Annotated in this window: 22 protein-coding genes; 12 read left to right on the top strand and 10 right to left on the bottom strand. The window is 62.8% G+C overall.

All coding sequences use genetic code 11. From position 1 onward, the window contains the following. Nucleotides 1-350: 350 nt before the first annotated feature. A complete protein-coding gene (locus OXS49_RS16805; RefSeq protein WP_267425753.1) occupies nt 351-1,142 on the bottom strand; it encodes a helix-turn-helix transcriptional regulator in 792 nt (263 codons plus the stop codon). Nucleotides 1,143-1,315: 173 nt separating this feature from the next. Between OXS49_RS16805 and OXS49_RS16800 the strand changes: the two genes are divergently transcribed. From OXS49_RS16800 to OXS49_RS16785, 4 genes are all read left to right on the top strand, one after another. After that, entirely contained in the window at nt 1,316-2,539 is a 1,224-nt protein-coding gene (locus tag OXS49_RS16800; RefSeq protein WP_267425752.1) for an MFS transporter, read from the top strand. Nucleotides 2,540-2,587: 48 nt separating this feature from the next. Beyond that, a complete protein-coding gene (locus OXS49_RS16795) occupies nt 2,588-3,169 on the top strand; it encodes a peroxidase-related enzyme (RefSeq protein ID WP_267425751.1) in 582 nt (193 codons plus the stop codon). 246 nt (nt 3,170-3,415) lie between these two features. Continuing rightward, nucleotides 3,416-3,919 (top strand): Fur family transcriptional regulator, encoded by a 504-nt coding sequence (locus tag OXS49_RS16790; protein WP_267425749.1) that lies wholly within the window; start codon nt 3,416-3,418, stop codon nt 3,917-3,919. A 149-nt stretch (nt 3,920-4,068) separates the two neighbouring features. Next, the gene (locus OXS49_RS16785; protein ID WP_267425747.1) at nt 4,069-6,306 is read left to right on the top strand and encodes a TonB-dependent receptor; all 2,238 of its coding nucleotides are present in this window, start codon (nt 4,069-4,071) and stop codon (nt 6,304-6,306) included. A 302-nt stretch (nt 6,307-6,608) separates the two neighbouring features. On the opposite strand, the gene OXS49_RS16780 is transcribed toward OXS49_RS16785, so the two are convergent. The 3 genes from OXS49_RS16780 to OXS49_RS16770 form a co-directional block, all read right to left on the bottom strand. Next, entirely contained in the window at nt 6,609-7,121 is a 513-nt protein-coding gene (locus tag OXS49_RS16780) for a DUF1697 domain-containing protein (RefSeq protein WP_267425758.1), read from the bottom strand. Nucleotides 7,122-7,575: 454 nt separating this feature from the next. Then, nucleotides 7,576-8,478: an amino acid ABC transporter substrate-binding protein gene (locus OXS49_RS16775; RefSeq protein ID WP_267425756.1), complete on the bottom strand. Its 903-nt coding sequence runs from the start codon at nt 8,476-8,478 to the stop codon at nt 7,576-7,578. Between the two features lie 67 nt (nt 8,479-8,545). Continuing rightward, nucleotides 8,546-9,556, bottom strand: a complete 1,011-nt coding sequence (locus tag OXS49_RS16770; protein WP_267425745.1) for a D-cysteine desulfhydrase — start codon at nt 9,554-9,556, stop codon at nt 8,546-8,548. 296 nt (nt 9,557-9,852) lie between these two features. Here OXS49_RS16770 and OXS49_RS16765 point away from each other — a divergent pair, with 296 nt between their 5' ends. After that, nucleotides 9,853-10,746 carry a LysR substrate-binding domain-containing protein gene (locus OXS49_RS16765; RefSeq protein WP_267425743.1) on the top strand — a complete coding sequence of 298 codons (894 nt, stop codon included), beginning with the start codon at nt 9,853-9,855 and terminating at the stop codon, nt 10,744-10,746. Nucleotides 10,747-11,328: 582 nt separating this feature from the next. Here the strand turns inward: OXS49_RS16765 and OXS49_RS16760 are convergent. From OXS49_RS16760 to OXS49_RS16740, 5 genes are all read right to left on the bottom strand, one after another. Then, the gene (locus tag OXS49_RS16760) at nt 11,329-11,886 is read right to left on the bottom strand and encodes a hypothetical protein (RefSeq protein WP_267425741.1); all 558 of its coding nucleotides are present in this window, start codon (nt 11,884-11,886) and stop codon (nt 11,329-11,331) included. A 94-nt stretch (nt 11,887-11,980) separates the two neighbouring features. Beyond that, complete coding sequence (locus OXS49_RS16755; protein ID WP_267425739.1) at nt 11,981-13,291, bottom strand: SLC13 family permease; 1,311 nt, start codon at nt 13,289-13,291, stop codon at nt 11,981-11,983. 482 nt (nt 13,292-13,773) lie between these two features. Continuing rightward, nucleotides 13,774-14,226, bottom strand: a complete 453-nt coding sequence (locus OXS49_RS16750; RefSeq protein ID WP_267425737.1) for a MucR family transcriptional regulator — start codon at nt 14,224-14,226, stop codon at nt 13,774-13,776. A gap of 161 nt (nt 14,227-14,387) precedes the next feature. Then, a complete protein-coding gene (locus OXS49_RS16745; protein WP_267425736.1) occupies nt 14,388-14,591 on the bottom strand; it encodes a hypothetical protein in 204 nt (67 codons plus the stop codon). Between the two features lie 13 nt (nt 14,592-14,604). Then, nucleotides 14,605-15,237 carry an acyl-homoserine-lactone synthase gene (locus OXS49_RS16740; RefSeq protein ID WP_267425735.1) on the bottom strand — a complete coding sequence of 211 codons (633 nt, stop codon included), beginning with the start codon at nt 15,235-15,237 and terminating at the stop codon, nt 14,605-14,607. A gap of 171 nt (nt 15,238-15,408) precedes the next feature. On the opposite strand from OXS49_RS16740, the gene OXS49_RS16735 reads away from it, so the two are divergent. Next, nucleotides 15,409-16,140: an autoinducer binding domain-containing protein gene (locus OXS49_RS16735; RefSeq protein ID WP_267425734.1), complete on the top strand. Its 732-nt coding sequence runs from the start codon at nt 15,409-15,411 to the stop codon at nt 16,138-16,140. 289 nt (nt 16,141-16,429) lie between these two features. Here the strand turns inward: OXS49_RS16735 and OXS49_RS16730 are convergent, their stop codons facing one another. Further along, entirely contained in the window at nt 16,430-17,614 is a 1,185-nt protein-coding gene (locus OXS49_RS16730; protein ID WP_267425733.1) for a glutathionylspermidine synthase family protein, read from the bottom strand. A gap of 1,234 nt (nt 17,615-18,848) precedes the next feature. Here OXS49_RS16730 and OXS49_RS16725 point away from each other — a divergent pair. The 6 genes from OXS49_RS16725 (at nt 18,849) to OXS49_RS16700 (ending at nt 24,449) form a co-directional block, all read left to right on the top strand. Next, nucleotides 18,849-19,439, top strand: coding sequence for a TadE/TadG family type IV pilus assembly protein (locus OXS49_RS16725; RefSeq protein WP_267425732.1), 591 nt, complete (start codon nt 18,849-18,851; stop codon nt 19,437-19,439). 3 nt (nt 19,440-19,442) lie between these two features. Beyond that, on the top strand, nt 19,443-19,619 hold the full coding sequence (locus OXS49_RS16720; RefSeq protein ID WP_267425731.1) for a TadE/TadG family type IV pilus assembly protein: 177 nt from the start codon (nt 19,443-19,445) through the stop codon (nt 19,617-19,619). Beyond that, on the top strand, nt 19,620-20,057 hold the full coding sequence (locus OXS49_RS16715) for a hypothetical protein (protein WP_267425730.1): 438 nt from the start codon (nt 19,620-19,622) through the stop codon (nt 20,055-20,057). An 18-nt stretch (nt 20,058-20,075) separates the two neighbouring features. Continuing rightward, nucleotides 20,076-21,416, top strand: a complete 1,341-nt coding sequence (locus OXS49_RS16710; RefSeq protein ID WP_267425729.1) for a pilus assembly protein TadG-related protein — start codon at nt 20,076-20,078, stop codon at nt 21,414-21,416. 509 nt (nt 21,417-21,925) lie between these two features. Then, the gene (locus OXS49_RS16705; protein ID WP_346016955.1) at nt 21,926-23,290 is read left to right on the top strand and encodes an MFS transporter; all 1,365 of its coding nucleotides are present in this window, start codon (nt 21,926-21,928) and stop codon (nt 23,288-23,290) included. Between the two features lie 28 nt (nt 23,291-23,318). After that, entirely contained in the window at nt 23,319-24,449 is a 1,131-nt protein-coding gene (locus OXS49_RS16700; RefSeq protein WP_267425728.1) for a mandelate racemase/muconate lactonizing enzyme family protein, read from the top strand. Nucleotides 24,450-24,553: the final 104 nt, after the last annotated feature.

The raw sequence follows: 24,553 nt of genomic DNA, 5'->3' as shown, positions 1-24,553 counted from the left end.
GATGGCCCAGACCTGCTGAGGTTTGAGGGCGCGCTTGGCGCCGAGCTTGCGGCCGGCGTTCCAGGCCGGCCGTCCTTTGGTGGCGGGATCGTGTGCGGAATGTCCCACCGCCTGTCTCCTTGCCGGCCCATGCCGACAAGGCGAGGAGACACCCGAACCGATGGACTGAGATGAGGGCGAGCATTTGCGGACAGCCTCCTGCCGACCCAACCCAGCCACCCGGACCGCCATCGGCGCTTCTCCAAAGCAGCCGTTCGTCAGCCCTCCGGCAACTTCGGCTCAGGGTGGGAAGTGGCTGTTGGCACGATAGCCGGAAGCAGACTTTGGCTCTGCGCCAATTCGATCGTAGATCAGCATTCAATGTGAGCCGACCGCTCGCGCTTGTAGGTCTGCGGACTGCAACCCATGCCGGTGCGGAATGCGAAGACGAACGCGGATGTCGAGCCGTAGCCGAGCTGCATCGCGGTCTGGGTGACGTTCAGTCCACCACCCATCAACTCGACCGCCTTGAACAGGCGTAGGCGTCGCCGCCACGAACGCAGGCTCATGCCAAGTTCGGTCTCGAAGCGCCTCGCTAAGGTACGCCCGGACATCCCGAGTTCGCGGCCCCAGACTTCCGGCCCGCGCGGGTCTGCCGGGTCGGCGTAAAGGGCTTCGCAGAGGCCGACCAACGGGCCTTCGCGCGGCCAGGGCAGTTCCCCCGGGAGGGGTTGCGCGCGACGTAGCTGATCAAGGATCAGGGCGCTGACACGGCCAGCATAGCCATCGTGGCTCTCCTGTCCCTCAATCGCCACGGCCTCGAGGATCAGCGCCCGCAGCAACGGTTGGACGGCGAACACGGTCGGAAGTTCCGCGACACCACGCCCTGCTTCGTCCGCAATCCATAGGCTGCGGAATTCGGCGCTTAAGAGCGACCCGACCCGGTGCCGGACGCCGGTCGGCAGCCACACAGCCTGCTCCGGTGAGATCACGAAGGAGCGTCCCTCAATCGCGACCGTCAGCACCCCGGAGGTGGCGTAGACAATCTGGTGCCAAGGATGCGCATGCTCGGCGAAGTAGCGCCGGGCTGGGATGGGCTGCGCCCGCACGGTGATCGGCCGGGGAGGTGCCAATCCGGGTGGTGCCTCAAGCGGCTCCCACATCGCCCAACGCCCTCATGTTGACAGGTGTTCTACACGCTCTGTCATCTCATCGAGATACGGACAAGCGAGGTGCCGCTATACCCAGCCGCTCACCGCCCCCGATGGGTCCCGGCCATCCGCACAGCCCGAAGCCACCCGTGCACAGGGCGCTCGGTCGAAGTCTGAGTATCTCGATGCCCCACACCTCCGCTTCGGCAGCCGAGCTTGCACCCGTCGATGCCGTCCGATCCGGGACCGCAAACGTGGTGAGGTTGGCAATTGCCCAGGCGCTCGCCGGGGCGAACTCCACGGTCGTTTTCGCCACTGGCGCCGTGGTCGGTGATATGCTGGCGCCGAGCAAGGTGCTGGCGACCCTGCCGATCTCGATCTTCGTCGTCGGGATGGCCGCCTGCACCCTGCCCGCGGGCGCCATCGCACGCCGACACGGCCGCCGGGCTGCCTTCATGGCGGGCACGGGCTGCGGCGTGCTCGTCGGCCTGCTCTCGGCCCTCGCGATCGTGACGGCGAGTTTCCCGCTGTTCTGCGTGGCGATGTTCTTCGGTGGCGCCTACGCCGCCGTGGTGTTCTCGTTCCGCTTTGCCGCCGCCGACTGCGTCCCAGTGGACCGCCGCCCGCGCGCCTTGTCAGCGGTGATGGCTGGCGGCGTCTTCGCCGGGGTGATCGGCCCACAACTCGTCACCCTCACCATGGACCTGTGGCCCCCGCACATGTTCGCGGCGACCTTCCTGGCTCAGGCCGTGGTGGCCGGGATGGCGGCGCTAGTCCTGTCCGGCGTTCGGCTCCCTACGCCCGCTGCGGAGGAGCGGTCTGGAGGTAGGCCGCTCGCAGCGATCCTGCGCCAGCCGCGCTTCCTCGTCGCCGTGACGTGCGGCGCCGTCTCGTACCTGCTGATGAACTTCGTGATGACCGCCGCGCCGCTGGCGATGCGCCTGTGCGGTCACAGCCAAGTGGACGCCAACCTTGGCCTGCAATGGCACGTCATCGCGATGTACGGCCCGAGCTTCTTCACTGGGCGGCTGATCGTGCGCTTTGGGGCGCAGCGCATCGTGGCGGTTGGGCTCGCGCTGACTGGCGGCGCCGCGCTCGTCGGCCTCACAGGCGTGGACGTGGCGCACTTCTGGGCAGCGCTGGTGGCGCTCGGGCTCGGCTGGAACTTCGGCTTCGTCGGCGCCTCGGCGATGGTGCTGGAATGCCACCGGCCGGATGAGCGCACCCGCGTCCAATCGGTCAACGACTTCATTGTGTTCGGGCTGGTGGCCTTAGGTTCGTTCTCGTCGGGCGGGCTGCTGACCAGCTTCGGCTGGGACGCGGTGCTGTGGGTGTCGTTCCTTCCCCTGGCAGGCGCTATTCTAACCCTTGCCTACGCGGCAGTCTCGCAGCGCACCCGCACGGCTTGATGACGCTGGCAGATAACGGCACACGACAAGCAACGATCGGAGAAACACATGTCGCAACAGGATCAGGCAGCGATCAGCCGCTATCCCGTACCCGCGATCGAGGACATGCCGGTAGACATTCAGACACGCATCCTGGCGGTGCAGGAGAAGTCCGGCTTCGTACCAAACGTGTTCCTGATGCTCGCCTATCGCCCCGACGAGTTCCGGGCGTTCATGGCCTACCACGACGCCCTGATGGACAAGGACGGCGGCCTGACCAAGGCTGAGCGTGAAATGATCATCGTCGCCACCTCCGCCGTCAACCAGTGCCAATATTGCGTGGTGGCGCATGGAGCGATCCTACGCATACGTGCCCGGAACCCCTTGGTGGCCGATCAGGTCGCCGGGAACTTTCGCAAGGCGGACATCACCTTGCGCCAAAAGGCGATGATTGAGTTTGCCATGAAGGTCTCGCAACAGGGTCATTTGATTGGGGAGGCCGACAGCGAAGCGTTGCGCGAGCATGGGTTCGACGACGACGACATTTGGGACATGGCCGCCATCGCGGCGTTCTTCGGTATGTCCAACCGCTTGGCCAATTTCACAAGCCTGCGGCCTAACCAGGAGTTCTACATGTTGGGTCGCACGTGATGGCTGCAGCGGGCACAACGCCGAACGTCCACTTCCGGCCGTAAAGCCAACTACCGCTTGCGACCTAGCCCGGACGCTCAGATCGTTATGTTTCCGTCTCGAAAGCGAACACGGACACCGAAGAGCATAGTGACGGGCAGGCGCAAGTTAGGGTTTTGCGTGGTGGCTGCCGATGGCGCGGATGTGATGAGGTCACGCCACAGGTTGATGTAATAACATCACCAAACCATCCGAGGAGCCCTCTCAGTGCAGGCTCAGGCCATCCGCACCGCTTCGCCGATCGCCGAGACCCTGGCGAGGGACGAGCCGCTGTCCTTCGTGGCCGCCGCCACGGAGAGCTGCCACCGCCGTGGCCTCAACATGACCCCGATCCGGCGACGCGTCCTGGAGGTCGTCGCCGCGTCCCCGACGCCGATCGCGGCCTACGCCATCATCCACCGCCTGTCCGACACGAAGCTGCTCGGGCCACCGACCGTCTATCGTGCGCTGGAGTTCTTGGTGGAGGCCAGCTTCGTCCGCCACTTGGCACTGCGCAAGGCGTTCGTGCTGTGCGCACGGCCGGACGAGCCGTTCGTCGCCGTGCTGACCTGCACCGCCTGCGGTGACACGAGTGAAGTGACCTCCGAGGAGATTCGGGCCGCGATAGCGCAGTTCGCTTCGTCGACAGGCTTCGCCCCAGACGGTCACGCCATCGAGATCGAGGGCCGGTGCGCGACCTGCAGAGGCGCAGGCGCCGATCACGTCTTCTAGAGCCCCCCTAATCCCGGCGCGAATGCGACACGGACCAGCTGTTGCAACACTGTTACATCAACGCGTGATGCGACGGCACAGGCTCAAAACCCATTGTCAAGTCAAGGCCGAACAGGGCATCTGAACTGTAATAACGTTCGGTTCGGACCATGATGCATCTCTCCTTCCGATCTGTCCTGCTCGCCGGCACCATCCTCGCGGCCGGTGCCTACGACGTCGTTCACGAGCCGGTCGCGGCCCAGGGCGCGTCGAACGTGGATCTCGGCGAGATCAGCGTGACCGCCCCCCGCGACAGCGCCTCCGCCCCCGGCACCGCCGCGCAGGGGGCGCCGACGCCCGTCGCGGCTCCCGAAGCCAACGGCCCCGCCGCAGTCGAGGAGCGCCGGTTCGGCGAGGCCCGCGACCGGATCTTCACTAAGGCAGGTGCGACCGTCACCACGCTGAACCGCAGCGCGATCGAGTCCCAGCCGCAGGGGGACAACCAGGCGTTCAACCAGCTCGTGCTGCAGTTGCCGGGCATCACGCAGGACAATGCCTCCAACGGCGGCTTCCACGTCCGCAACGAGCACGCCAACGTCCAGTACCGCATCAACGGCATCCAGATCCCCGACGGGATCTCTGGCTTCAACCAGTTCCTCGATCCCGCCTTCATCGGCAGCGTCTCGCTCATCACCGGCGCGCTACCCGCCCAGTACGGCCTGCGCACCGCCGGGATCCTCGACATCCAGGCCCGCACCGGGGCATTCGAGGGTGGCAGCGTCAGCCTCTACGGCGGCGTGCGCGGCACCATCACCCCGACCTTCGTCTACGGCGGCCACGACGGCGCCACCGACTACTTCTTCTCGGGGCGCTACTTCCGCTCCAACCTCGGCATCGAGAATACGACGTCGAGCTTCAACCCGGTCCACGACCACACCGCGCAGGGGCGGGAGTTCTCCTACGTCTCGACGCAGATCGATCCGGATACCCGGTTGACCTACATCGGCGGCACGTTCGTCGGGCGCTACCAGATCCCGAACACCCCGGGTGTCGCGCCCTCGTTCACCGCCTTCGGCCAGAGCGACTTCGACTCGTCGCGCATCAACCAGCGGCAGAACGAGTTCGTCAACTTCAACGTGGTGGCCGTGCAGCGCTCGGCCGGCGACGTCGACACCCAATTCTCGTACTTCCAGCGCTACAATACCGTGCACGCCAAGCCGGACGCGCTCGGCAACCTGCTGTTCAACGGCGTCGCCTCGGACGTGTACCGCTCGTCGCTCGTCAACGGCATCCAGAGCGACAGCGCCTGGCGGGTTGCACCCGACCACACCCTGCGCTTCGGCTTCTTCGGCAGCGCGGAGCAGACGCTCAACAACAACAACAACATCGTCCTGCCGATCGACACATTCGGCAACCCGATCGACGCGCCGTTCAACCAGAACGACCGGGTGAGCAAGACCGGCGGCCTCGTCAGCGTCTACGCACAGGACGAATGGCGGGTCGCCGACCGGCTGATCCTCAACTACGGCCTGCGCTTCGACCAGATGTACCAGTTCGTCAACGCCAACCAGGTCAGTCCGCGCGCCAGCGCGACCTGGACCCCGTTCGACGGCACGGTGTTCCACGCTGGCTACGCGCGTCAGTTCACGCCGCCGCAGCAGGTGCTGGCCGCCCCGGTCAATCCGGGTCTTACGGTAGGGACCACCAACCAGGCCGAGGTGCTGGCGGCCTCCCCGGTTCAGCCCGAGCGGGCGGACGTCTACGACATCGGCGTGACCCAGCGGATCCTGCCGGGTCTCGATGTCGGCGTGGACGGCTACTACAAGCTCGCGCACAACCTGCTCGACGACGGCCAGTTCGGGCAGGCCTACGTGCTCACTGAATTCAACTACGCCCGTGCCTACAACCGCGGCGTCGAGATCAAGGCGACCTACACGGAGGGTGACTTCTCGGCCTATGGCAACGTCGCCTTCGCGCAGCAGAAGGCCCGGCTGATCGACACCGGGCAGTACCTGTTCGGCGCGGACGAGCTCGCCTACATCGCCACGCACTACATCTACACCGACCACGCGCAGAACGCGACCGCGTCCGCCGGCTTCTCGTACCTGGTCCGGGGAATGTCGCCCGTGTTGGACGGTACGCGCTTCAGCATGGACGGGATCTTCGGCAGCGGGCTGCGGTCAGGCTTCGCCAACACGAGCCACGTGCCGGCCTACTACCAGATCAACCTCGGCGTGACGCGCGACGTGCAGCTGGTCCAGGGATGGAAACCTGCGCAGCTGCGGCTGGACGTGGTCAACCTGACCGACAAAATCTACCAGCTTCGCGACGGTACCGGGCTCGGCGTGTTCGCCGCGCAGTACGGCCAGCGTCGCGGGGTGTTCGCTGGCATCGCCCAGGCGTTTTAGCTTGGTATGGATGATCCTGGCGTAGCCGATGTGCAAATTGGACGTCCGCTTTCATGCATTGCTTCTCGGAAGCGGACCGACGGAAATCCACCCAACCTCGACGTTCACTGGCGCCGGCGGATGCGACCGAACTTGGCCGAAAACGGCCTGTCCGCTTCGGAGACGGATTGCCGGAAAAGCGGACAAGCTCCTACCGACCTATGTCGGGCATGCGGAAGACCGCTGAGACTTTCGGGAAGCAGCCATGCCTCGGCCGCCGTTCAGAGCGGGCTCAGGATGGTTTGCGGACGTTGCGTATCGGTTCACCCAGTCGCCATGACAGCAAGCTTGGACACGGTGTTCATGTTGCGCGCCGTACCCGCTTCAGCGGTGGGAATGCGCAGCTTGGAATGTGCCATGCCGGCGCCATAACGCACGTAGATCTCACGATTACTGAGTTTGATCGCCTCATCCACGCCTTGGCCGATCACCCCGGTCAAATCGGCGGGCGATGTGGGTCGATCAAGGAAAATCGCCACAACGCGGTTTCCCGGCACATCCGGAAATGGATTGCCTGCAAGGACCGCCGCCATCTCGCCCGCCGTGCGGACGATCACGCTCGTGGATCGTCCTGTGAAGGATTGGAGGCGCGCTTCGAGTGCGTTCTTCGTTTCTGCAACGCCTAGGGCACTTGTAAACACGGCGTTGCCGCTCGCGATGTAAGTTCGCACGCTGCGGAACCCGGCCGCTTCGCAGATGGTGACGAGGTCAGTCATAGCCAGCTTGCCAGTGCCACCAACGTTTACCGCACGGAGAAGAGCGACTAGAGACTGCATTGCGCCATGATACACCAAGCCGTGCTCGACGTGCGGTTGTGGCTGAACGGCACCTCGTGGTCGTGAGCGAGCGGGACGCCGACTTCAGCTCTGATGCCTCTGCCGCTCGGAAGCGGATCGCCAGAAATCTACCCATCTGAGATGTTTGGTCGGTCATCGGCACCGGCAGAATTGGGCCGAAAGCGGTCGGTCCGCTTCGGGATCCAGGTTTCCGGTAAGCGGCCGTTCTGCCGAACGCGGATGAAGGCCTCAAAGTGATGCTCTCGGAAGGGTGAGACCTGTACTCCCCAATTTCTTATGGAAGTTCATTCGAATCCAGTAGGTCGCTATGTCTGGCGTGTACGCATCAGCCCAAACACGGTTTAGATCAATTCAAGTCGGCGAGCCAATAGTTCTCGAGCGTGAGGCCGGCAGGAGCGAGGATTAGCTCGCAAGGCTGTGCCTCCGATCATAATCAATAGGAAGCCGGGTCGGGTGAATCTGACGGCTCGGCGTAGGCCTTCTGGAGCGCCGCGCTCATCGGCACGTTCAGGGTGAGGCCCCGGGGTGGGATCGGCGCGTTGAACCACTTGTCGTAGTTAGCCTTCCCGGCGGCGCTCTTGAACAGTGTGGCCACAGCTTCGTCGACGACCTTCTTGAAGCCCACATCACCCCTCGGGAGCATGATGCCGTAGGGCTCAGGCAATGAGAATGCGTCCTGAGACAGGACGTAGTCCTTCGGCACCTTCGCGCTCGCGATGAGGGACGAGAGGAGGACATCGTCCATCACAAACGCGACGGCGCGGCCCGTTTCCACCATCAGAAATGCCTCGGCATGATCCTTGGCCGGAAGGATGGTCATGCCCATACCCTTAGCCGAGTTGACCTCCGACGCCTGCTTGATGTTCGTCGACCCCGACGTCGACACGATCGTCTTGCCGCGCAGATCCTCGATCGTCCGCAGGCCGGCTGCAGCCTTGGAGACAAACCGGCTCGCGGTCAGGAAATGCGTGTAGGTGTAGCCGACCTGCTTCTGGCGCTCGATGTTGTTGGTGGTAGAGCCGCATTCCAGGTCGATCGTTCCGTTCGCGATCAGCGGGATGCGGGTCGATGACGTGACCGGGACGTATCTGACGTCGAGCTTGTCGAGCTTCAGATCCTTCTTCACCGCTTCGACGATGGCGAGGCAGATATCGATCGCGTAGCCGACTGGTTTCTGGTCCCCGTCGAGGTAGGAGAGGGGCGTTGAGCTGTCGCGGAAGCCGAGCGAGATGGCATTGGATTCCCCGATTTTCTTTAAGGTTCGCGAGGCGTCCTGGGCCTGAGCGAGACTGGCCGTCAGTAACACCGCCGCGACTACGGCAAGCATGCGCCTCATCATGAAGTCCTCGTTGGATCGATGTGACGGTACAGAAGGCTGGGAAAGGAAGGCTGGGAGCAGCAGGTCAGGACGTCCCAACGCCGGAGAAGAGATCTCGATAGGCGAACAGAGCGGCCGAGCCGCCGGTGTGCAGGAAGACGATCCGCTCGCCTTTGCCGATCTGCCCCTTGCGAATGAGGTCGATCATCCCGGCCATGCCCTTCCCGGAATAGACAGGGTCCAAGAGGATGCCCTCAAGCCTGGCGAGCAGCCTGATGGCGTCTACCATCTCGTCGGTCGGCTGACCGTAACCTGAGCCGACGTATCCATCGAAGGCGACAACGGCTTGCTTCGGCAGCTCGCCCTTCACGCCGAGAAAGTCGAGCGTCTGTGCCGCTAGGCGGTGGACGTTCTCTTCCTGCTTGTGCTTGTCGGCCCGGACTGAAATACCCGTCACTTGGATCGGTGCGTTCATCGCGTGGAGGCCCGCGACGAGGCCCGCCTGTGTCCCGGCGCTTCCCGTCGCGTGGACAATGCGGTCGACCCGCAGACCCAGCGTGTCGATCTGGTAGAGCAACTCGGCAGCGCAGCTCACGTAACCGAGCGCCCCGAGGGGCGTGGAACCACCGCCCGGTATGAAATAGGGCTTGCGGCCCTCGCCACGCAGATTCTCCGCGAGGGCCAAGCCCTCGGCGTTCATGTCGAGACCCGCGTCCCGGAACTCGACTGGGCACCCGATGAGGTCGTCCAGCAGGACGTTCCCATCTCTCTCGTAAGAGGGGCCACCGTTCGTCACCCGCCGCTCCAGGAGCGCTCGACAATCGAGGCCAAACCGTCGCGCTGCGGCGGCTGTCTGGCGCACATGGTTCGATTGCGTCGCTCCCTGGGTGACCAAGGTGTCGGCGCCCTGCGAGAGGGCTTCGGCCACCAAGAATTCCAGCTTGCGTGTTTTGTTGCCGCCGGTCGCCAGGCCGGTACAATCGTCGCGCTTGATAAAGATCTCCGGACCACCGAGGTGAGCAGTAAGTCTATCCAGACGCTCGATCGGCGTCGGGAAATGTCCGAGGGCCACCTTGGCGAAGCGTGCGAGATGCATCTTTGTGGGTATCCTGACGCTGCGACCGATTGCTTGACGCATGCAAGGTCGAAACTAAGCCCTTTCGCGGCGTGATTGCCAATGCATTCTTTCGCTGGTTCTATTCCGGAATCGTTTGAGTGCGCGGCTGGACGTCGCTTCCGCGTCGGCCAACAGGTTATTCTAGTTGAGTTCCAGTCCGGCCCTTCGATGGTTCAACGGCGAGTGTCGGTTTAGGCTTTTGCCTCCCGAAGCTCCGCTCGGCCTGCGGCGTGCATGCCTCATGAAGGCAATCGGCGAGGAGGCATCCCTTGGAGTTGGCGTGGCTCGAAGATTTCATCGTCCTCGCCCGCGAGATGAACTTCACGCGGGCAGCGGCAAAGCGGAGTCTCACGCAGTCGGCCTTCTCCCGGCGTATCAGGCTCCTTGAACTCTGGGCAGGTGCACCGTTGTTTGATCGATCCACCTACCCCATCAAGCTCACCACGATCGGTCAGGATTTCCTGCCAACCGCGACGGAGATCGCCTTCGCACTGCGTTCCAAGCAGGCGGGCATGAAGCAGAAGGCTGGGAGCGGCGTCGCATTCCAACGCTTCGTCACGACCCACTCGATCGCAGTGAACCACCTGCCGGGCGTGCTGATGGCGCTGCGAACCGATTGTCCCGAGCTTCGAGCCGACGTTGTGTCAGACAACTTCCACGCGTGCGTCCACCAGCTCGTCTCAGGGACCACGGACTTCCTGTTGTGCTACCTGCACGAATGCATCCCGCTTGAGATCGACGAGCGCCGCTTCGCTCGTATCGATTTGTGCAAGGAAGAACTCGTCCCGGTCTGCTCCCCAGGCGCAGACGGCGAACCCTGTTGGCAACTCACCGCTACCGCCGACGCACCGATACCGTTCCTGGCCTACGCGGAAGGCTCCTTCCTGGGAACGGTCGTGAAAGGCATCCTCGAACGCCACCGGCACAGCTTGGCGATCGTGCACCGCGACGCCTACGCGGAGGGGCTGAAGAGCATGGCGGTGAAGGGTGGAGGCGTTGCGTGGCTTCCCATTATGGGCATCCAGCGCGAACTCGACGAAGGGCGACTGGTCCGGGCCAGCTCGTCGCAATGGTCGGCGGACTTGATACTCGCTGGCTTCGCGGAACTCCCGTCCCTCAATCCGACGGGCGCGAAAGTCTGGGCCGCTCTCAAATATGCCGCCTCCTAGACAAGCGTGGCTGCGTGGTACACGACGCAAACAAATCGCCGCTTTCAATTTCTGCGACGCAAGGACGAGAGAACGACGTTCGCAGGTTGTTCGAGGTAGAACATTCGCGCTCGTCGGCGTGGTGTCGGTTTCGGAAAAAACGTCTGACCGGATCAACGGCTGTAGTGGGCGCGAAGTGGCCGACCGAAACTGGCCGAAAGCCGTCGGTCCGCTTCCTGGCACGAGATGGCTTAAACCAGACGTTCCCGCTCGCGGCAGCGTTTTACCGACGCTTGATAAGCCGTCACGTTTTCCCGACAGAACGGAGGACGTTCTGGAGCTTGCCAACTGGTGCGGGGGTTCTGTCGGTAAACCGGTCGTTTTCCATACATAGAGGTTGTGAGCGCGGAGTGGCCGCTCGGGGTGGATTTCTGCCAGTCCGCTTTCGGGCGGCCATGAACAAGAGCAGACATCACCACCGCGCCCGCTCCCGACCCGCTGCGGAAGCTTGAACCGTCCGCTTACGGGCTGCTTGGTGGGTCGGAGGCCATAGCCGGTATGGGATGAAGCCGCTGTTCATTCCTCTGTCGTACACGCGGCAGCTTAGCTGACGGCGGCTGCGCCGAGCTTGCATTCGACATCTTCTGCCCTGATCCGGCTGATTGGCATCGGTGCGCCGGTCTTTAGGTTCCACATTCCGAAATAATCGTAGCTGGGCTTGAGATGGTACACGACGGTGGCGTCGCAGCCGTCCGGGCGAAAGGTAATTGTGATTGTCTCCACGAAGCTCGGGAAGTTGGTCTCACGGACGACGGTCTGCGGCCCATCGAGCCGCCAGAGCAGCGAGGTCCGCCCAATCTTGGTGGGCGTCCCAATGCTGCCCTTCACCTCCTGCACGCGCTCGTTCGGCAGACCTAGCCGCCGTGCATTCCAATCGGACACGCTCGAACGGTCGACCACGCTCAGGTCTAGGTTGCGTGCTTGCCGGTAGACATGAGGTTTCGAGGCGACCTCGTCCGCCACTTCGACGAAGGATAGCGCAGCGTCCAAGCTCTCCGCATAGGCTGCGATCGGCAAGAGGACGGCTATGGCGGCCAGGAAGGGGGGAACGCGTCGCCCGAAACTGGTTACGAAGCTAACGTCGCAGAAGCGGATCCTCATGGGTGGATCATGGTTGGTGCGTTCTGGGCGGCAGGCGAAATGACGGTTCTAGGTACAGGGTTCTGGGTACACGGCGATCATCAATCTTTTATGCTCATCCGCTCCAGCCGAGCAGCCGAAACCATGCCCAATCGAGTGGCATGAGCACGAGGAAGGTGATCGCGGCTAGCGCGACGCTCAGCAATATCCCGTCACGCGCCGGCACCGCGCCCATACCCATCGCGACCACGATGGGTGAGGCTTGGTAGGGCAGGATCGGCGTGGCGTAGCCGATGACCTGGGCCATCAGCACGGCAGGCAGGGGCAGGTCAGAGACATCGGCCAGCGTGCCAGCCAGGGGAGTGAACAGCGCGGGCACGCCGTTGGCGGTCACGACGAAGTTCAGTAGCGTAGTGATCCCCACGAGCGTGGCGAAGTCTTGAAACGACGCTCCGGGCTTAAGCGGCGCGACCGCGAGGAGGGCATGACCGAGTAGGCCGCCCAGCCCCGAGCGAGCGACGACAGCTGCAAGGCCGAGAATACCGGCGACATATAGGCAGGTGCGGATGTTCACCCCCGTGGCGAATTCCTCGCCGCTCAGGAAGCCGACGCGCGGCAGCAGGCAGAAGCAGGCCGCAGCCAGGCCGACCCAGGCCGGGGCGATGCCATGCCACGCCTCCGTCACCCACAGCGCGAGCGTGGCGAGCAGAAGGAGGCCCAAGCGCCACTCCGCAGCGGAAAGAGGCGCGGCAGTCTCGATCGACGCCATGGCCCGGGGGCGGCCGGGGAACAGCAAGCAGATGCACGCGGTCAACGCGACGCCTTTAAGCAGGCCTAGTACGGGCGCATGCAACGCGAGATAAGACAGATAGGACAGGTGGACGCCGTAGGCGGTTTCGGCCGCGCCGGCCATCACGAGGTTAGGCACGTTGGCGGTCAGGATGCTGGCCGAGAGTTGGAAGGTGCCGAAGCCGACCGCCAAGGCGAGGCCGGTCCGGCCACGCCGATCGTCTCCAACCCCCACCTGGTCGCCCAAGGCCACGACGATGGGCATCAACAGGGTAATGCGGCCCATGTTGGAGGGCATGACGAAGGCCAGGGCGTAGGTCAGCATCACGACGCCGCCGACTAAACGCGGCCACGACCCAGATAGGCGGGCGGCGAGCAGGCGGGCAACCCGGTCTGCCAGGCCGACTTTGCGGATGGCGACGCCGAGCACGAAGCCGCTGAGCACCAACCAGAAAGCAGACGAGAGGAAGCCCGAGAAAACTATCTCGACCGGAGCTACACGCAACACCATCGCGGCGGCAAAAAAGAGCAGCGCTACAAGGTATTCCGGTAGGCGGGCTGTAGCCCACAAAGCGACGGTCAGTGCTGTTAGTACGGCGGGCAGCAACAAGCCCCCACCGTCGAGCCCGCTCAGCATGACGCCTCCCGACCGATCTTGAACGGCGAAGATTGCAGGCGGTGCATAGGCTGAGAATGCGTCGTTTCGAGAGGATGCCTTCGCCTCTTACGAAGGTTTGCTCAGGACCGGATGCGACACGTCCGCTTCGGGACGAAAAATTTAGGTCGGCTTGCCACCCCGAGCCGAAGTTGGCGGATGGCCGACGAAGGGCTGCTTTCAGGAAGCAATGACAGCGGTCCGCACGTCTCGCATGGGTCGGTAGGAGGCCGTCTGCTTTTCCCGCGGACCCTCTCCGAAGCGGACAGACGGCTTTCGGCCAGTTCCGGTCAGTTGCCCCGCACCCATGGTGAACCCAGGGCGGAAGGTCGCCTTCTGGGAAGCAGCGGCCTCCACATCGCAGAACCAGTCAATGACAAGCTGTCGATCACTCCGGTAAGGTCAATCGTGGCGCGCGACACCCAAGATCATTGGTTGACAGGCCTGTAGAGATCCTCAGCACTCTACTCAGCTGCCTGCCGTACGATCTGTGCGCCCGGCACACCGAGGCCGATCGCCTTTGCAAGTGCCGAACGTTTAGCCGCGTAGTCCTGAGCGATCATCGGGTAATCGTCGGGCAGACCGAACCGCGCGCGGTAGCTCTGAGGCGAGAAGCCGTGAGCAGTCAGATGCCGCTTGAGCGTTCGGTACGCACGGCCGTCGATGAAGCTGGTCAGCGTCTCAGCTCTGATGGACCGCCGGATCTCGGCGGTGGTGGGTGAGCTGGTTTCGTTCGCCGGCGCGGTCTCGACGACAAGCCCACCATCCAACGAGCACAGTGCACGATGAATGTCCGCGATGAGCTGTGGAAGCTGAGCGGGCGCAAGATGGTTTCTTGAAACGTAGGCTGAGATTATAGAGGTGGTGGTGTCTGCGTATCTAACGACTTTTGCCTCGTGTGCTCGGTTGTCACGCATAACTCTTTCCCTTTTGCGGCCTGGCATGGACATTGGCCCCGCTCTCAGACGGCAAATGTCGTGGTGAGAAGCTCCGCCGCCGGTTCGTCCCTTCGATCCGACGGCGGAGGCGGTTGATTGGCGGCTACGACTGGCCGGCGCATCGATCCTCATTCGATGCGTCAGCTGAGTTTGGATCGTCGAAGCGTCTGTTCGGCCACACGACGCCCGAGCTCGATCAGCACGACATCCACAATCTCGCGAAGGGCGGGATCCTGAAGCTCCGCGATCGTTCGGCGAAGATCGATCGCTTGCTCGACCGCTCGCTCCAAACGCGATCGCATGCCGTCATGCGGGTCGATATTGACTGGTGTCGTTCGTGGCACGGCAGGACCTTATTCAGCTCGCCAAACGGGCCGCGACGCGGCTCTCGGGGGACAGGACGGACTCTGTGGTCCCGCGCATCTTCTGCAGCTGGCGCAGGCTCCGTGCGTCAAAGCCTGCGTTGACAGCAACGATCTCCACATCGTCGATCATCTGCGGAAGTCCGAGTGGTAGCGCGTGAATGTGCAGTTGGAGCAGCCTCAAGAGCCAACTCGTCGGCATCTCGGAGACGAAGCCCTTCAATCCTCGCGGCAGTCCCCACTCGACGATCGCGGTAAGGATCGCCAGCGCGGTCGGGTTAAGCCGCCGGCCGGACGTACGTGCCGGGCCGGCGACGCCGATCCGGCTCCATTCCACGATGTGCGGGGATGATGGAGGAGCGGACTCACAGAGCTGGGGGAGATGCTTCGACATGACATAGGGACGTACAGTCGGCAGCAAGCGGGAGTATCCGACCACCTCGTCGTCTTCCACGGCCAAGAGGTGGACGGCGTGCTCATCGTCGAATTCATCGATCTCGCGCTTATCGTCCCGCGCGATCGCAGTCCAACCCATCTCTTCGACGAAGATCTTATGGCGTAACCGCCAAGCTTGCTCCATCAACTCGGCGTTCTGCGCGATATCAGCTGTAGTAATGACTTGGATCATGGAAACACCTCTGTACGTGGTGTGCCCGCCCGTTCGGGCGCGCGATACCACGCGAACGCGTGGTATCGGCATGTTCGTTGCGCGATCGCCGGCTTCGTCTGGATGTATGGCGTCTCATCCCCTAACTTCGTCGGGGATGGGCGCCCTCAGCGGTCGTGGTCAGGATATGCCGTGAGCAGAAAGTCCCTCGATCACACGCTCAAGCTGCTCACAGAGCTCGACCGAGCCGGTAGCATCCCGGAGGTCATCGCCGCCGTGCAGCGACAGCTCACGGGCTTCGGCATCGACGCGATCATCGCGGGGCTTCTCCCGACGCCGACGAGTTTGGTCAGCTTCAACCGCCAGTTCCTCGTCATGGAGAGCGTTCCTGCGGAATGGCGTACACGGTACCTGAGCCGGGGGTATGCCGCGCACGACCCGATCGTCGCGCTGACCTTCCAGCAGCAAGTCGGCTTCGGTTGGGGTGATCCCACTCTGCCCCCGCCCGCGACGACGACCGCCAGACGGGTCATGAACGAGGCGGCCGATTTCCATCTTCGTGATGGCTATACGGTACCGCTGACCACCGTTGAAGGCGAAGTCGGAGGGATGAGCTTTGCCGGATCTCACCTCGAAATCGCCCCGGAGCATCGCGGCATGCTCACGCTGATCGCGAGCTACGCCTTCGGTCATGCTCTGCTCATGCGAGGCCAGCCCATAGCGACGCGGTCGAAGCTCTCACCACGGGAACGTGAAACTTTGCAGTGGGCGGCGGAGGGCAAGACGGACTGGGAAATCGGTGAGATCATGGGCATCTCGGAACACGGGATCGACTCCCATCTCCGCCGCGTGCGCACCAAACTGAGAACCCGCAACCGGGCTCAGTCGGTGGCAGAGGGTTTTCGGTTAGGCTTAATCGTCTAGGTAGCTGGGTCAGCATGGGGCGACTGGTGCCCCGGAGGCGTGACGTTGACGGATGACGAGCGGGACGAACGCCTCATAAATTCAATTTCAGACGCGCTCGGCGTGAACATGGCTGTGTTTTATGACGGACACGTTGAGACACAGGGCAGTCCTGCCGACTATCATGGCTTGATGGTCCTCATACGTCTGATAAAGGCGTTTCGATCGATCTCCGACGAAGAACGTATGACCGTACTAAAGATGGCTGAGGAGATAGCTGCGCGTAAATCTTAACCGATGGCAGGTTTATCTAATCTTCAGGTTCGATAAAGTGGGGGACAAGCTGCGACGTATCGTTTGAGATGACCCCTACGCTTTCGCGTAGGATCATCCCAGCAGGCTCGTCGCCCACCACCCACGATCCAATCACGACACGTCGGCCGTCGAACTTGGGGACGTTCGCCAGCGCTTGGCGGACATAGCCGCTCCGGGCGTAGGGGCCGTCCTCCGCCGCAGCGACCTGCCCGTTCGTGACAATGGTGACGTTGGCCCCCTCGCGCCCGAGCAACGGCTTGCGGGCGAAACTCTTGCCGAGCTCGAACTTGCGCGGATCGTCCTCGAAAAAGGCCGGCAGTAGGTTCGGATGGCCCGGATGGCGCTCCCAGAGTAGGGGCAGGATGCCCTTGTTGCTCAGGACCATCTTCCAGGCCGGCTCGACGAAGGTCGTGCCGCTGGCGGCGATCGCCGGCCCAAAGCTGTCCCGCAGGAGCCACTCCCATGGGTAAAGCTTGAACAGGAGGCGGACTGGCTCGCCGCTGCGATCGACGAAAGACGAGCGTCCGCCCTTTTGCTGCAGTCCGATGTCCGACACGTCCACGAGGCGCACTTTGAGCCCGGATTGCGCGGCGCAATCGGCGAGGTAGCCGATTGTGCCGCGGTCCTCCGGGAACTCGGTCATGCAGGTCAAGTGCAGCACGTCGCCAACCCGGGCCCGGATCTCGACGAGGCGGGCGAGCAGGCGCTCTTGGACCGAGTTGAACTGATCCGCGTCCGCCGGCAGCGCGCCGCTCGCGCGCATGCCTTCCAGCCAGCGCCACTGGAACACTGCCGTCTCGAACAGGGCGGTCGGGGTGTCCGCGTTGTATTCCAGGAGCTTCGCCGGCCCAATGCCGTCGTAGGCCAGATCGAAGCGACCGTAGACATGCGGATCGCGGGCGCGGTGGCTGCGCGTCACTAAGCTGTGGGCCCAGTCCGGGATACCGAGCCGCCGCATCAGCGCCGGGCTCTCTGCGATCTCGGCGGCGAGGTCGAGGCACAGCCGGTGCAGCTCGGCGGTCGGCGCCTCCAGATCATCCTCGATCTGCGCGATGGTGAAGCTGTAGGCCGCGCTCTCGGACCAGACCTCGTGCTCGTCCTCGGCAGTGTGGAAGTCGTATCCGTCGTCGGCGGCGACCGCGCGCCAATCTTCACGTGGGTTGAGGATGTGGCGGCGCATTATGCACCTGCGCCGTGCGCGGCCACCGCACGGCCCGATCCCCCGAAGCCGCCGAACGTCGTGGTGCCCGTGGCGGCGCTCGCACCGGACGCACCGGACGATGCGCCACCATGGAAGAAACCGAAAAACCCACCATGGCCGCCGGATGACGATGTCCCGGTGCTCCTGCCGGTGGGATCCAGTGCGGGTGATCGCCCATCGCTACATCCAGGTGAGGCGGAGCTCCCGCTACGATCACACCCTGGTTGGGCCAGGCTCCCTACTACCTGCTGCGGTTGGGGGCTCGGCGGGGCGGTCCGGCTGTACTGCCAGCCGGCGAGTGCCGTTGAGCCGAGCAGCACGAGGGTGACCTGATGCGATCGCTTCAGAGTCGGCCTGCTGCGCTCGCCCAATGGGCTCGGACCCGGTGACGAAACAGCGCGACGGCCGAAGATCGGTTGAGCACCGCGCCGCAGCATCGGGGATCCTCTGTTTTCGACCCAGACGTTACCAAAGCGTCGGTTACTTTTCTCGTTCTGAATGCGATTGCGGCGCTGAAAACCCAGGTTGGCCCTCCCATGGATAATCAAGTGCTCACGCAGCATGTGTAACTGACAGCAACACCGTGGGGAAATCCAACCCGGAACGATAGAGCGTCGTGGCGATCGGCGACAGCACCACCCGTCAGATTGCGCGTCGTGCGCAGCTCGCCAGCGGAACGTCCGCTTTTCCGTTGGATCTTCTCCGAAGCGGACCGACCGCTTTCGGCCAATATCGACCGCTGCAAACGGGCAGCCTGAGCGTCTGAGACGGGTGGTTTGCTGCCGGCCCGCTTGCGGGCGGTTCAACAACGAAGCCGACATTGCCGTCGCGACTACTCACAATACATAGCCAAGCTTGGTGAGCAGTTGACGTATCGCTGCTTGCGAAAAGCGAGTTTGGCGACGCGGGCGGCCTGGTCGTGTCGACAAGTGGATGCCTGCTCGCGAAGCAACTCGGCTCGAAAGTGCACGGACGGCTTTCGACCAGCCCAGGCCGGTGGCAGACAATTTCGGCCGTCGACCCGCTCCGAAGGGGCGGGAGCAAGAGGCGGCTGATTTCTAAGTAACTTTCTCTCGATCCGCACCTTGAGTGCCCTAGACCGTAAGAGAGTCTCAATATCTGGGTCTATACACTCCAAGAAAATGCCTATGATCGGCTGTGCCAGGTCCGATCTGAAGGCACTAAGCAATGAGGCAAGCTTTAAGAGTGGGCTGTGGCGACGAGAGTAGCGGAAGAAAGAGGGGGATGCGCACGCTTCTGTGATGCTCAGGACGGCACCGCCGCCGTCGAGTTCGCAATGATAGGCGGATTGCTCATCTTCCTGTCCATGGGGATCATGCAGGTCGGCTTGTACGTATACACGTCAGCCGCTTTGGAGAATGCCGTCGCCAAGGCGAGCCGCCAGATCATGACTGGAGCAGCGAGCGCTGGTACACTGACAGCCGCACAGTTCCGCTCGAATGTGCTATGCCCAGCGCTCCCAAGCGGGCTTTCCTGCGCCAATATTATCACGAACATCAACACTATTCCTGAAGCGTCATCGCCCGGCGGGTTCTACCAGTACGTTAACAGCCAGCAGTCGTGGATCATTCCGCCGAGCATGGACAATACCAAGACCAGTTTCTGCACCGGCACCGGCGGGTCCGTGATCTACGCTCAGGTGTATTACGCGATGCCAGTTCTGTTTCCGGCCCTTATCGGCACTGCGGCGACGACCTGGGGCGGACGCTCGGTTTACTTCGTGGGATCGTTCGCAGCATTCCGGAACGAGCCGTTCCAGAGCTCGTCGAATACCGGTTGCTAGCGCATGCTCACACCCTGTCTGCGCCTGCGCGCTTTCCCGTCAGACCGCCGCGGCGTATCCGCAGTCGAGTTCGCCCTGTGCACGCCCGTCTTGATGGTGCTCCTCCTCGTCGGGTTCGATACCGCCCGCTACATCGTGGCTGCTCGTCGACTGGCGGTCCTTGCAGCCACCATCGGCTAGATGCTGTCGGTCTCGACCACTGGGCAGGTCGCCGTCGCCGACCTGCAATTCTACGAGGATGCCACAGTCGGCGTCTTTCCGCAGGTGCTGCAGGACTCTTACCAGCAAGGTGTCGCATGGCGTAACGACATGGGCATGACCGTGTCGGTGGTGAACTTCACAGGCTCTAACCCGACATACACCGGCAAAGTCGGTTGGAGCGCAGGCACGAATTTGCGCCCGTGTAACACGTCGATGATCGTAGCGTCCGATACGGCGCCGCCCAGCCCCACCGCCCTGCCAAGCGACACGTTCGGCCCCGGATCGCTTATCATCGTCGACCTGACCTACACGTTCCGCCCGACCATCGCGACGCGGTTCATGACGGCGCTGACGATCCCGCGCTCCTTCTATGTCCCGCCACGCTTACATATGGGGGCGCGGCCAGCGCCACAGTAAGGCAATGCTGAGGCTGTTATGATCCGCGCGAACCTTCTGAACCGCTTCGGCCGCGACGCAAGCGCTTCAACGGCGGTGTTCTTCGCCTTTTGCGCGATCCCAATGATAGGCATCGTCGGCATCGGGATCGACTATTACACAGCGCTTGCCAACAAGGCTCGCCTCGATGCTGCAGCCGACGCCGCCGCGATCGCCGGTATTACAGCTGCGCAGCAATACATAAGTGCCAACTCAAGCTCACAGACCGACCCCGGCTTGACGAGCAACGCGATCAGCGCCGGGCAGACCCAGGCTGGCAAGGCTTTCTACGCCAATGCTGGCAAGGCCAAGACGCTGGTCAACGCCGTAGCGAGCGCCGTCGTCGCCCGCAGCGGCCAAACACTAACGGCCAGCGTAAATTATACCGGGGCGCAAGCGACCGCTTTCGGCAAGCTGTTCCGGGTCCCAACGTTCAGCCTCGCTGGCCATTCCGGATCGAGCCTGACCATGGGCTCATACCTTGATTTCTACCTCGCCCTCGACATGTCGGGGTCGATGGGTCTGCCGACTAGCACAGCCGGCCAACAGCAGCTGATGGCGATCAATCCCGACGACCGGAACCAGTATCCCGGCGGGTGCCAGTTCGCCTGCCACTTTTCAGGCTATCAAGGCTACAGTGTCGCCAAAAATAACAGCATAACCCTGAGAGTCGACTCCGTTGGTAAAGCCGTTCAGAACTTGATTCAGACCGCAAATAGTACGCAAACGCTGAAGAACCAGTATAGAATCGGGATTTATCCATTCGTCGTCAACGTGATGCAGGCGGCGGCGCTGTCGTCGAATTTTACAACCGCCACGACCGTCGCCGGTCAGCTCGGCACGACCTACCTCGATACCGGCTTGGCGAACACAACAACCCAAGTCATGGGTTCGGGCGGGACGCATTTCGAGAACGTCTTTCCGGGCGTGCAGCAGTACGCCCAGACCTTCGGTGACGGCTCGTCGCCTACGAAGCCGAAGGCATTCTTGTTCATCGTCACTGACGGTGCAGACAACAATCAGACCTACGATGGCAATGGCAACTGGACCGGATCGCAGCCGCAACGGCCGAACAACTTCCAATACTGCCAGACCGCCCAGCAGCAGGGGGGCACTGTGGCGATCCTATACATTCCCTATCAGCCGATCTATAATCCGAACTTAAGCTTCGCCGGGGACGAGGATGGTAAAGTCAATGCCGTAATTCCAAATATACCGGGCGACTTGCAGGCCTGCGCTTCTCCCGGATACTTCTTTACAGCCAATTCGGACACTGACATCAACAATGCAATGCAGACCATGTTTGCTCAGGCGCTTCGGGCCGCCCGGCTGACACAATAAGATGTACATTATACCACAAGCTGAGCTTATCCTGGCAATCTGCCAACAGAAGACAACCACAACGTAGCATCGACAATTTTTATTTAGTGTCTGATCGAGGCGAAGTTCCACGTTTATAGTGCGCGCTCGGGGCAAAACTAGATCATGGAGTGAGGGAAATCTTCCAGCGTCGGGGCATAAGAGCGATTCCAAGTCTGACCGAAATTCATGTCTGCTTCGGAGATCCGACCGCAAGCCCCATACCGACAAGGTTGGGTCGGTTTCGGAATGTCCGCAGCGGGTGGAAAACGGACCAACCGCTTCTCACTCGCATTCGCGCATACCTGACGTGTGACTGCCGCTCAAAGCTACGAATTTGCGACTCGTTTCCAGCATTGATGCCGATTGTGCATCAATCGATCCAGAAATGATCTTGGACATGGAAACGGCCCTGTTCCACAGTTCGCGTTGAACGAAGGCTGCCGTTGCTCCGTGAGCAGCGAGATGGGCCTCGATATCGGAGGATCGCTGTGGCTCAGGCAGGGCAAACGCTGAAGAAGTCCAATGTTAGATACGTCATTCTGGCACTGATCTTCCTTGCAACGACTTTCAACTACGTTGATCGGGCTACCCTGTCGGTCGCCGCCTCGTCGATGCGGACCGAGTTCGGCTTTGACGCGATCACGATGGGCCTCGCTTTTTCGGCCTTCGGTTGGTCCTATACGGCGATGCAGATCCCAGGCGGCTGGGTGCTCGACAAGTACGGCGCCCGCCTCGTCTACGGCATCGGCCTGATCCTTTGGTCGGCCTTCACAATGATGCAGGGCCTCGTCCACGCCGTCTCGTTAACCTTCCTGGCGCTGTTCGCCCTGCGCTTTCTCATGGGCATCGCGGAGGCGCCGGCCTTTCCGTCCAACAGCCGCCTGACTGTGATGTGGTTCCCCACGAAGGAACGCGCCTTCGCAACCTCGATCTTCCAGTCGGCTCAATATTTCGCCTTGGCCGTCTTCACGCCGATCATGACGTGGATCCTGCACGCCCATAGCTGGCAGGCGATCTTCTACTGGGCCGGCGGCGTCGGCATCGTACTGGGTGTCGTGTGGCTGCTCTACGTTCACGAACCGCGCCACCACCGGGGCGTGAACCAGAGCGAACTCGACTACATCGAGGCCGGCGGCGGCCTGCCCAACATGGGCGACAAGCGCGATCGCATCCGCTGGTCCGAGGTCAAGGCTCTCATCAGCAACCGCATGATGATCGGCATCTATATCGGTCAGTTCTGCCTCACCACGATCACGTGGTTCTTCCTGACGTGGTTCCCGACCTACCTGCTCGAAGCGCGCGGCATGTCGATCCTTAAGGTCGGCATTGTGGCAGCAATCCCGGCGATCTGCGGCTTCTTCGGCGGGTTGGCGGGTGGCCTGTGGTCAGACTGGATGCTCCGGCGCGGCTTCAGCCTGACGACGGCGCGCAAGCTGCCAATCGTCTTGGGGCTGCTGTTCTCCTCGACGATCGTGCTCGCCAACTACGTACAATCCGACGTATTCGTGATCGTAGTCATGAGCGTCGCTTTCTTCGCCAAGGGCATTGGCAACCTCGGCTGGTGCATCGTCGGTGACGTGTCGCCTAAGCAGATCATGGGCGTCAGCGGCGGCATCTTCAATCTGTGCGGCAACCTCGCCAGCATCGTCACGCCGCTCGCCATCGGCATCATCGTCAAGGAGATGGGCTCCTTCGACCTTGCCCTTGTCTACATCGGCGTGGTCGCGCTGGTCGGCGCCCTCTCATACCTCGTCATCGTCGGGCCGCTGAACCGCCTTGAGATTCGCGGCGAAGAGGGCGCTCCGGATGTCGAGCCCGCCCTGCCGCGCGGCGTCGGCACAGTACGGGCCTGAACGCCCCATCCCGCTCATGGAGGACATTATGGCTCAGGACACCGTCACCGGCATCCGCCTGCGCTCAGTCTATCTGCCGCTCAAGACGCCGATCAGCGACGCCAAGGTGCTGACTGGCCGCCAGAAGCCGATGACCGAGATCGCGATCCTGTTCTGCGAGGTCGAGACCGGCGACGGCCATCGCGGCCTCGGGATCAGCTACTCGAAGCGGGCCGGCGGGCCGGGGCAGTTCGCCCATGCCTGCGAGGTCGCTCCCTCGCTCCTCGGAGAGGATCCGAGCGACATCGCCAAGGCCTGGGACAAGCTCGCCTGGGCCGGCGCCTCGGTCGGCCGCAGCGGCCTCGCCGTGCAGGCGATCGGCGCCTTCGACGTGGCTCTCTGGGACTTGAAGGCGAAGCGTGCCGGCCTCTCGTTGGCCAAGCTCCTCGGCGCGCAGCGTGACAGCGTGCGCTGCTACAATACCTCTGGTGGCTTCCTGCACACCCCGCTGGAGGAGCTTCTCGTGAATACCGACCGCTCCCGTGAAAAGGGGATCGGCGGCATCAAGCTCAAGGTCGGGCAGCCAGATTGGGCCCTCGACATCAATCGCGTCTTCCGCGTCCGGGAGCACCTTGGCGAGGCGTTCCCCCTGATGATCGACGCCAACCAGCAATGGGACCGGCCGACCGCCATGCGGATGGGCCGGATCTTCGAACAGTTCAATCTGATCTGGATCGAGGAGCCGCTCGATTGCTACGATGCGACTGGCCACGCGGCGCTGGCGGCCGCCCTCGACACCCCGATCGCCACCGGCGAGATGCTGACAAGCGTCTCCGAGCACTGGGACTTCATCCGTCAGAACGGCGCCGACTTCCTGATGCCGGACGCCCCACGGGTCGGTGGCATCACGCCCTACCTGAAGGTCGCGACGCTCGCCGAGTTCGCCGGCATGACCATCGCCCCGCACTTCTCGATGGAGTTGCACATCCACCTCGCTGCCGCGATGCAGCGGGAGCCGTGGGTAGAACATTTCGAGTGGCTGGAGCCTCTGTTTAACGAGCGCCTAGAACTCCAGAACGGCCGGATGCTCGTGCCGACGCGCCCCGGCTTGGGCATCAGCCTTAGTGAGCAGGCCCTCGCCTGGACGCGCGATACAGCCGGCTTTGGCAGCCTCGGCTGAGCGCTTGGAAGCTTAGCAGCCGGTACCGCTTGCTGAAGCATACGCTCCCAACTGTCCGCTTTCTTGGCCAGCGTTCTCCGAAGCGGTCATTCTGCTTTCGGCCA

This window comes from Methylobacterium sp. GC_Met_2 (genome assembly GCF_026540795.1).
Classification (GTDB): Bacteria; Pseudomonadota; Alphaproteobacteria; order Rhizobiales; family Beijerinckiaceae; genus Methylobacterium.
The sequence above is the reverse complement of the archived record's forward strand: the minus strand, read 5'-3'. Positions and strand labels throughout refer to the sequence as shown.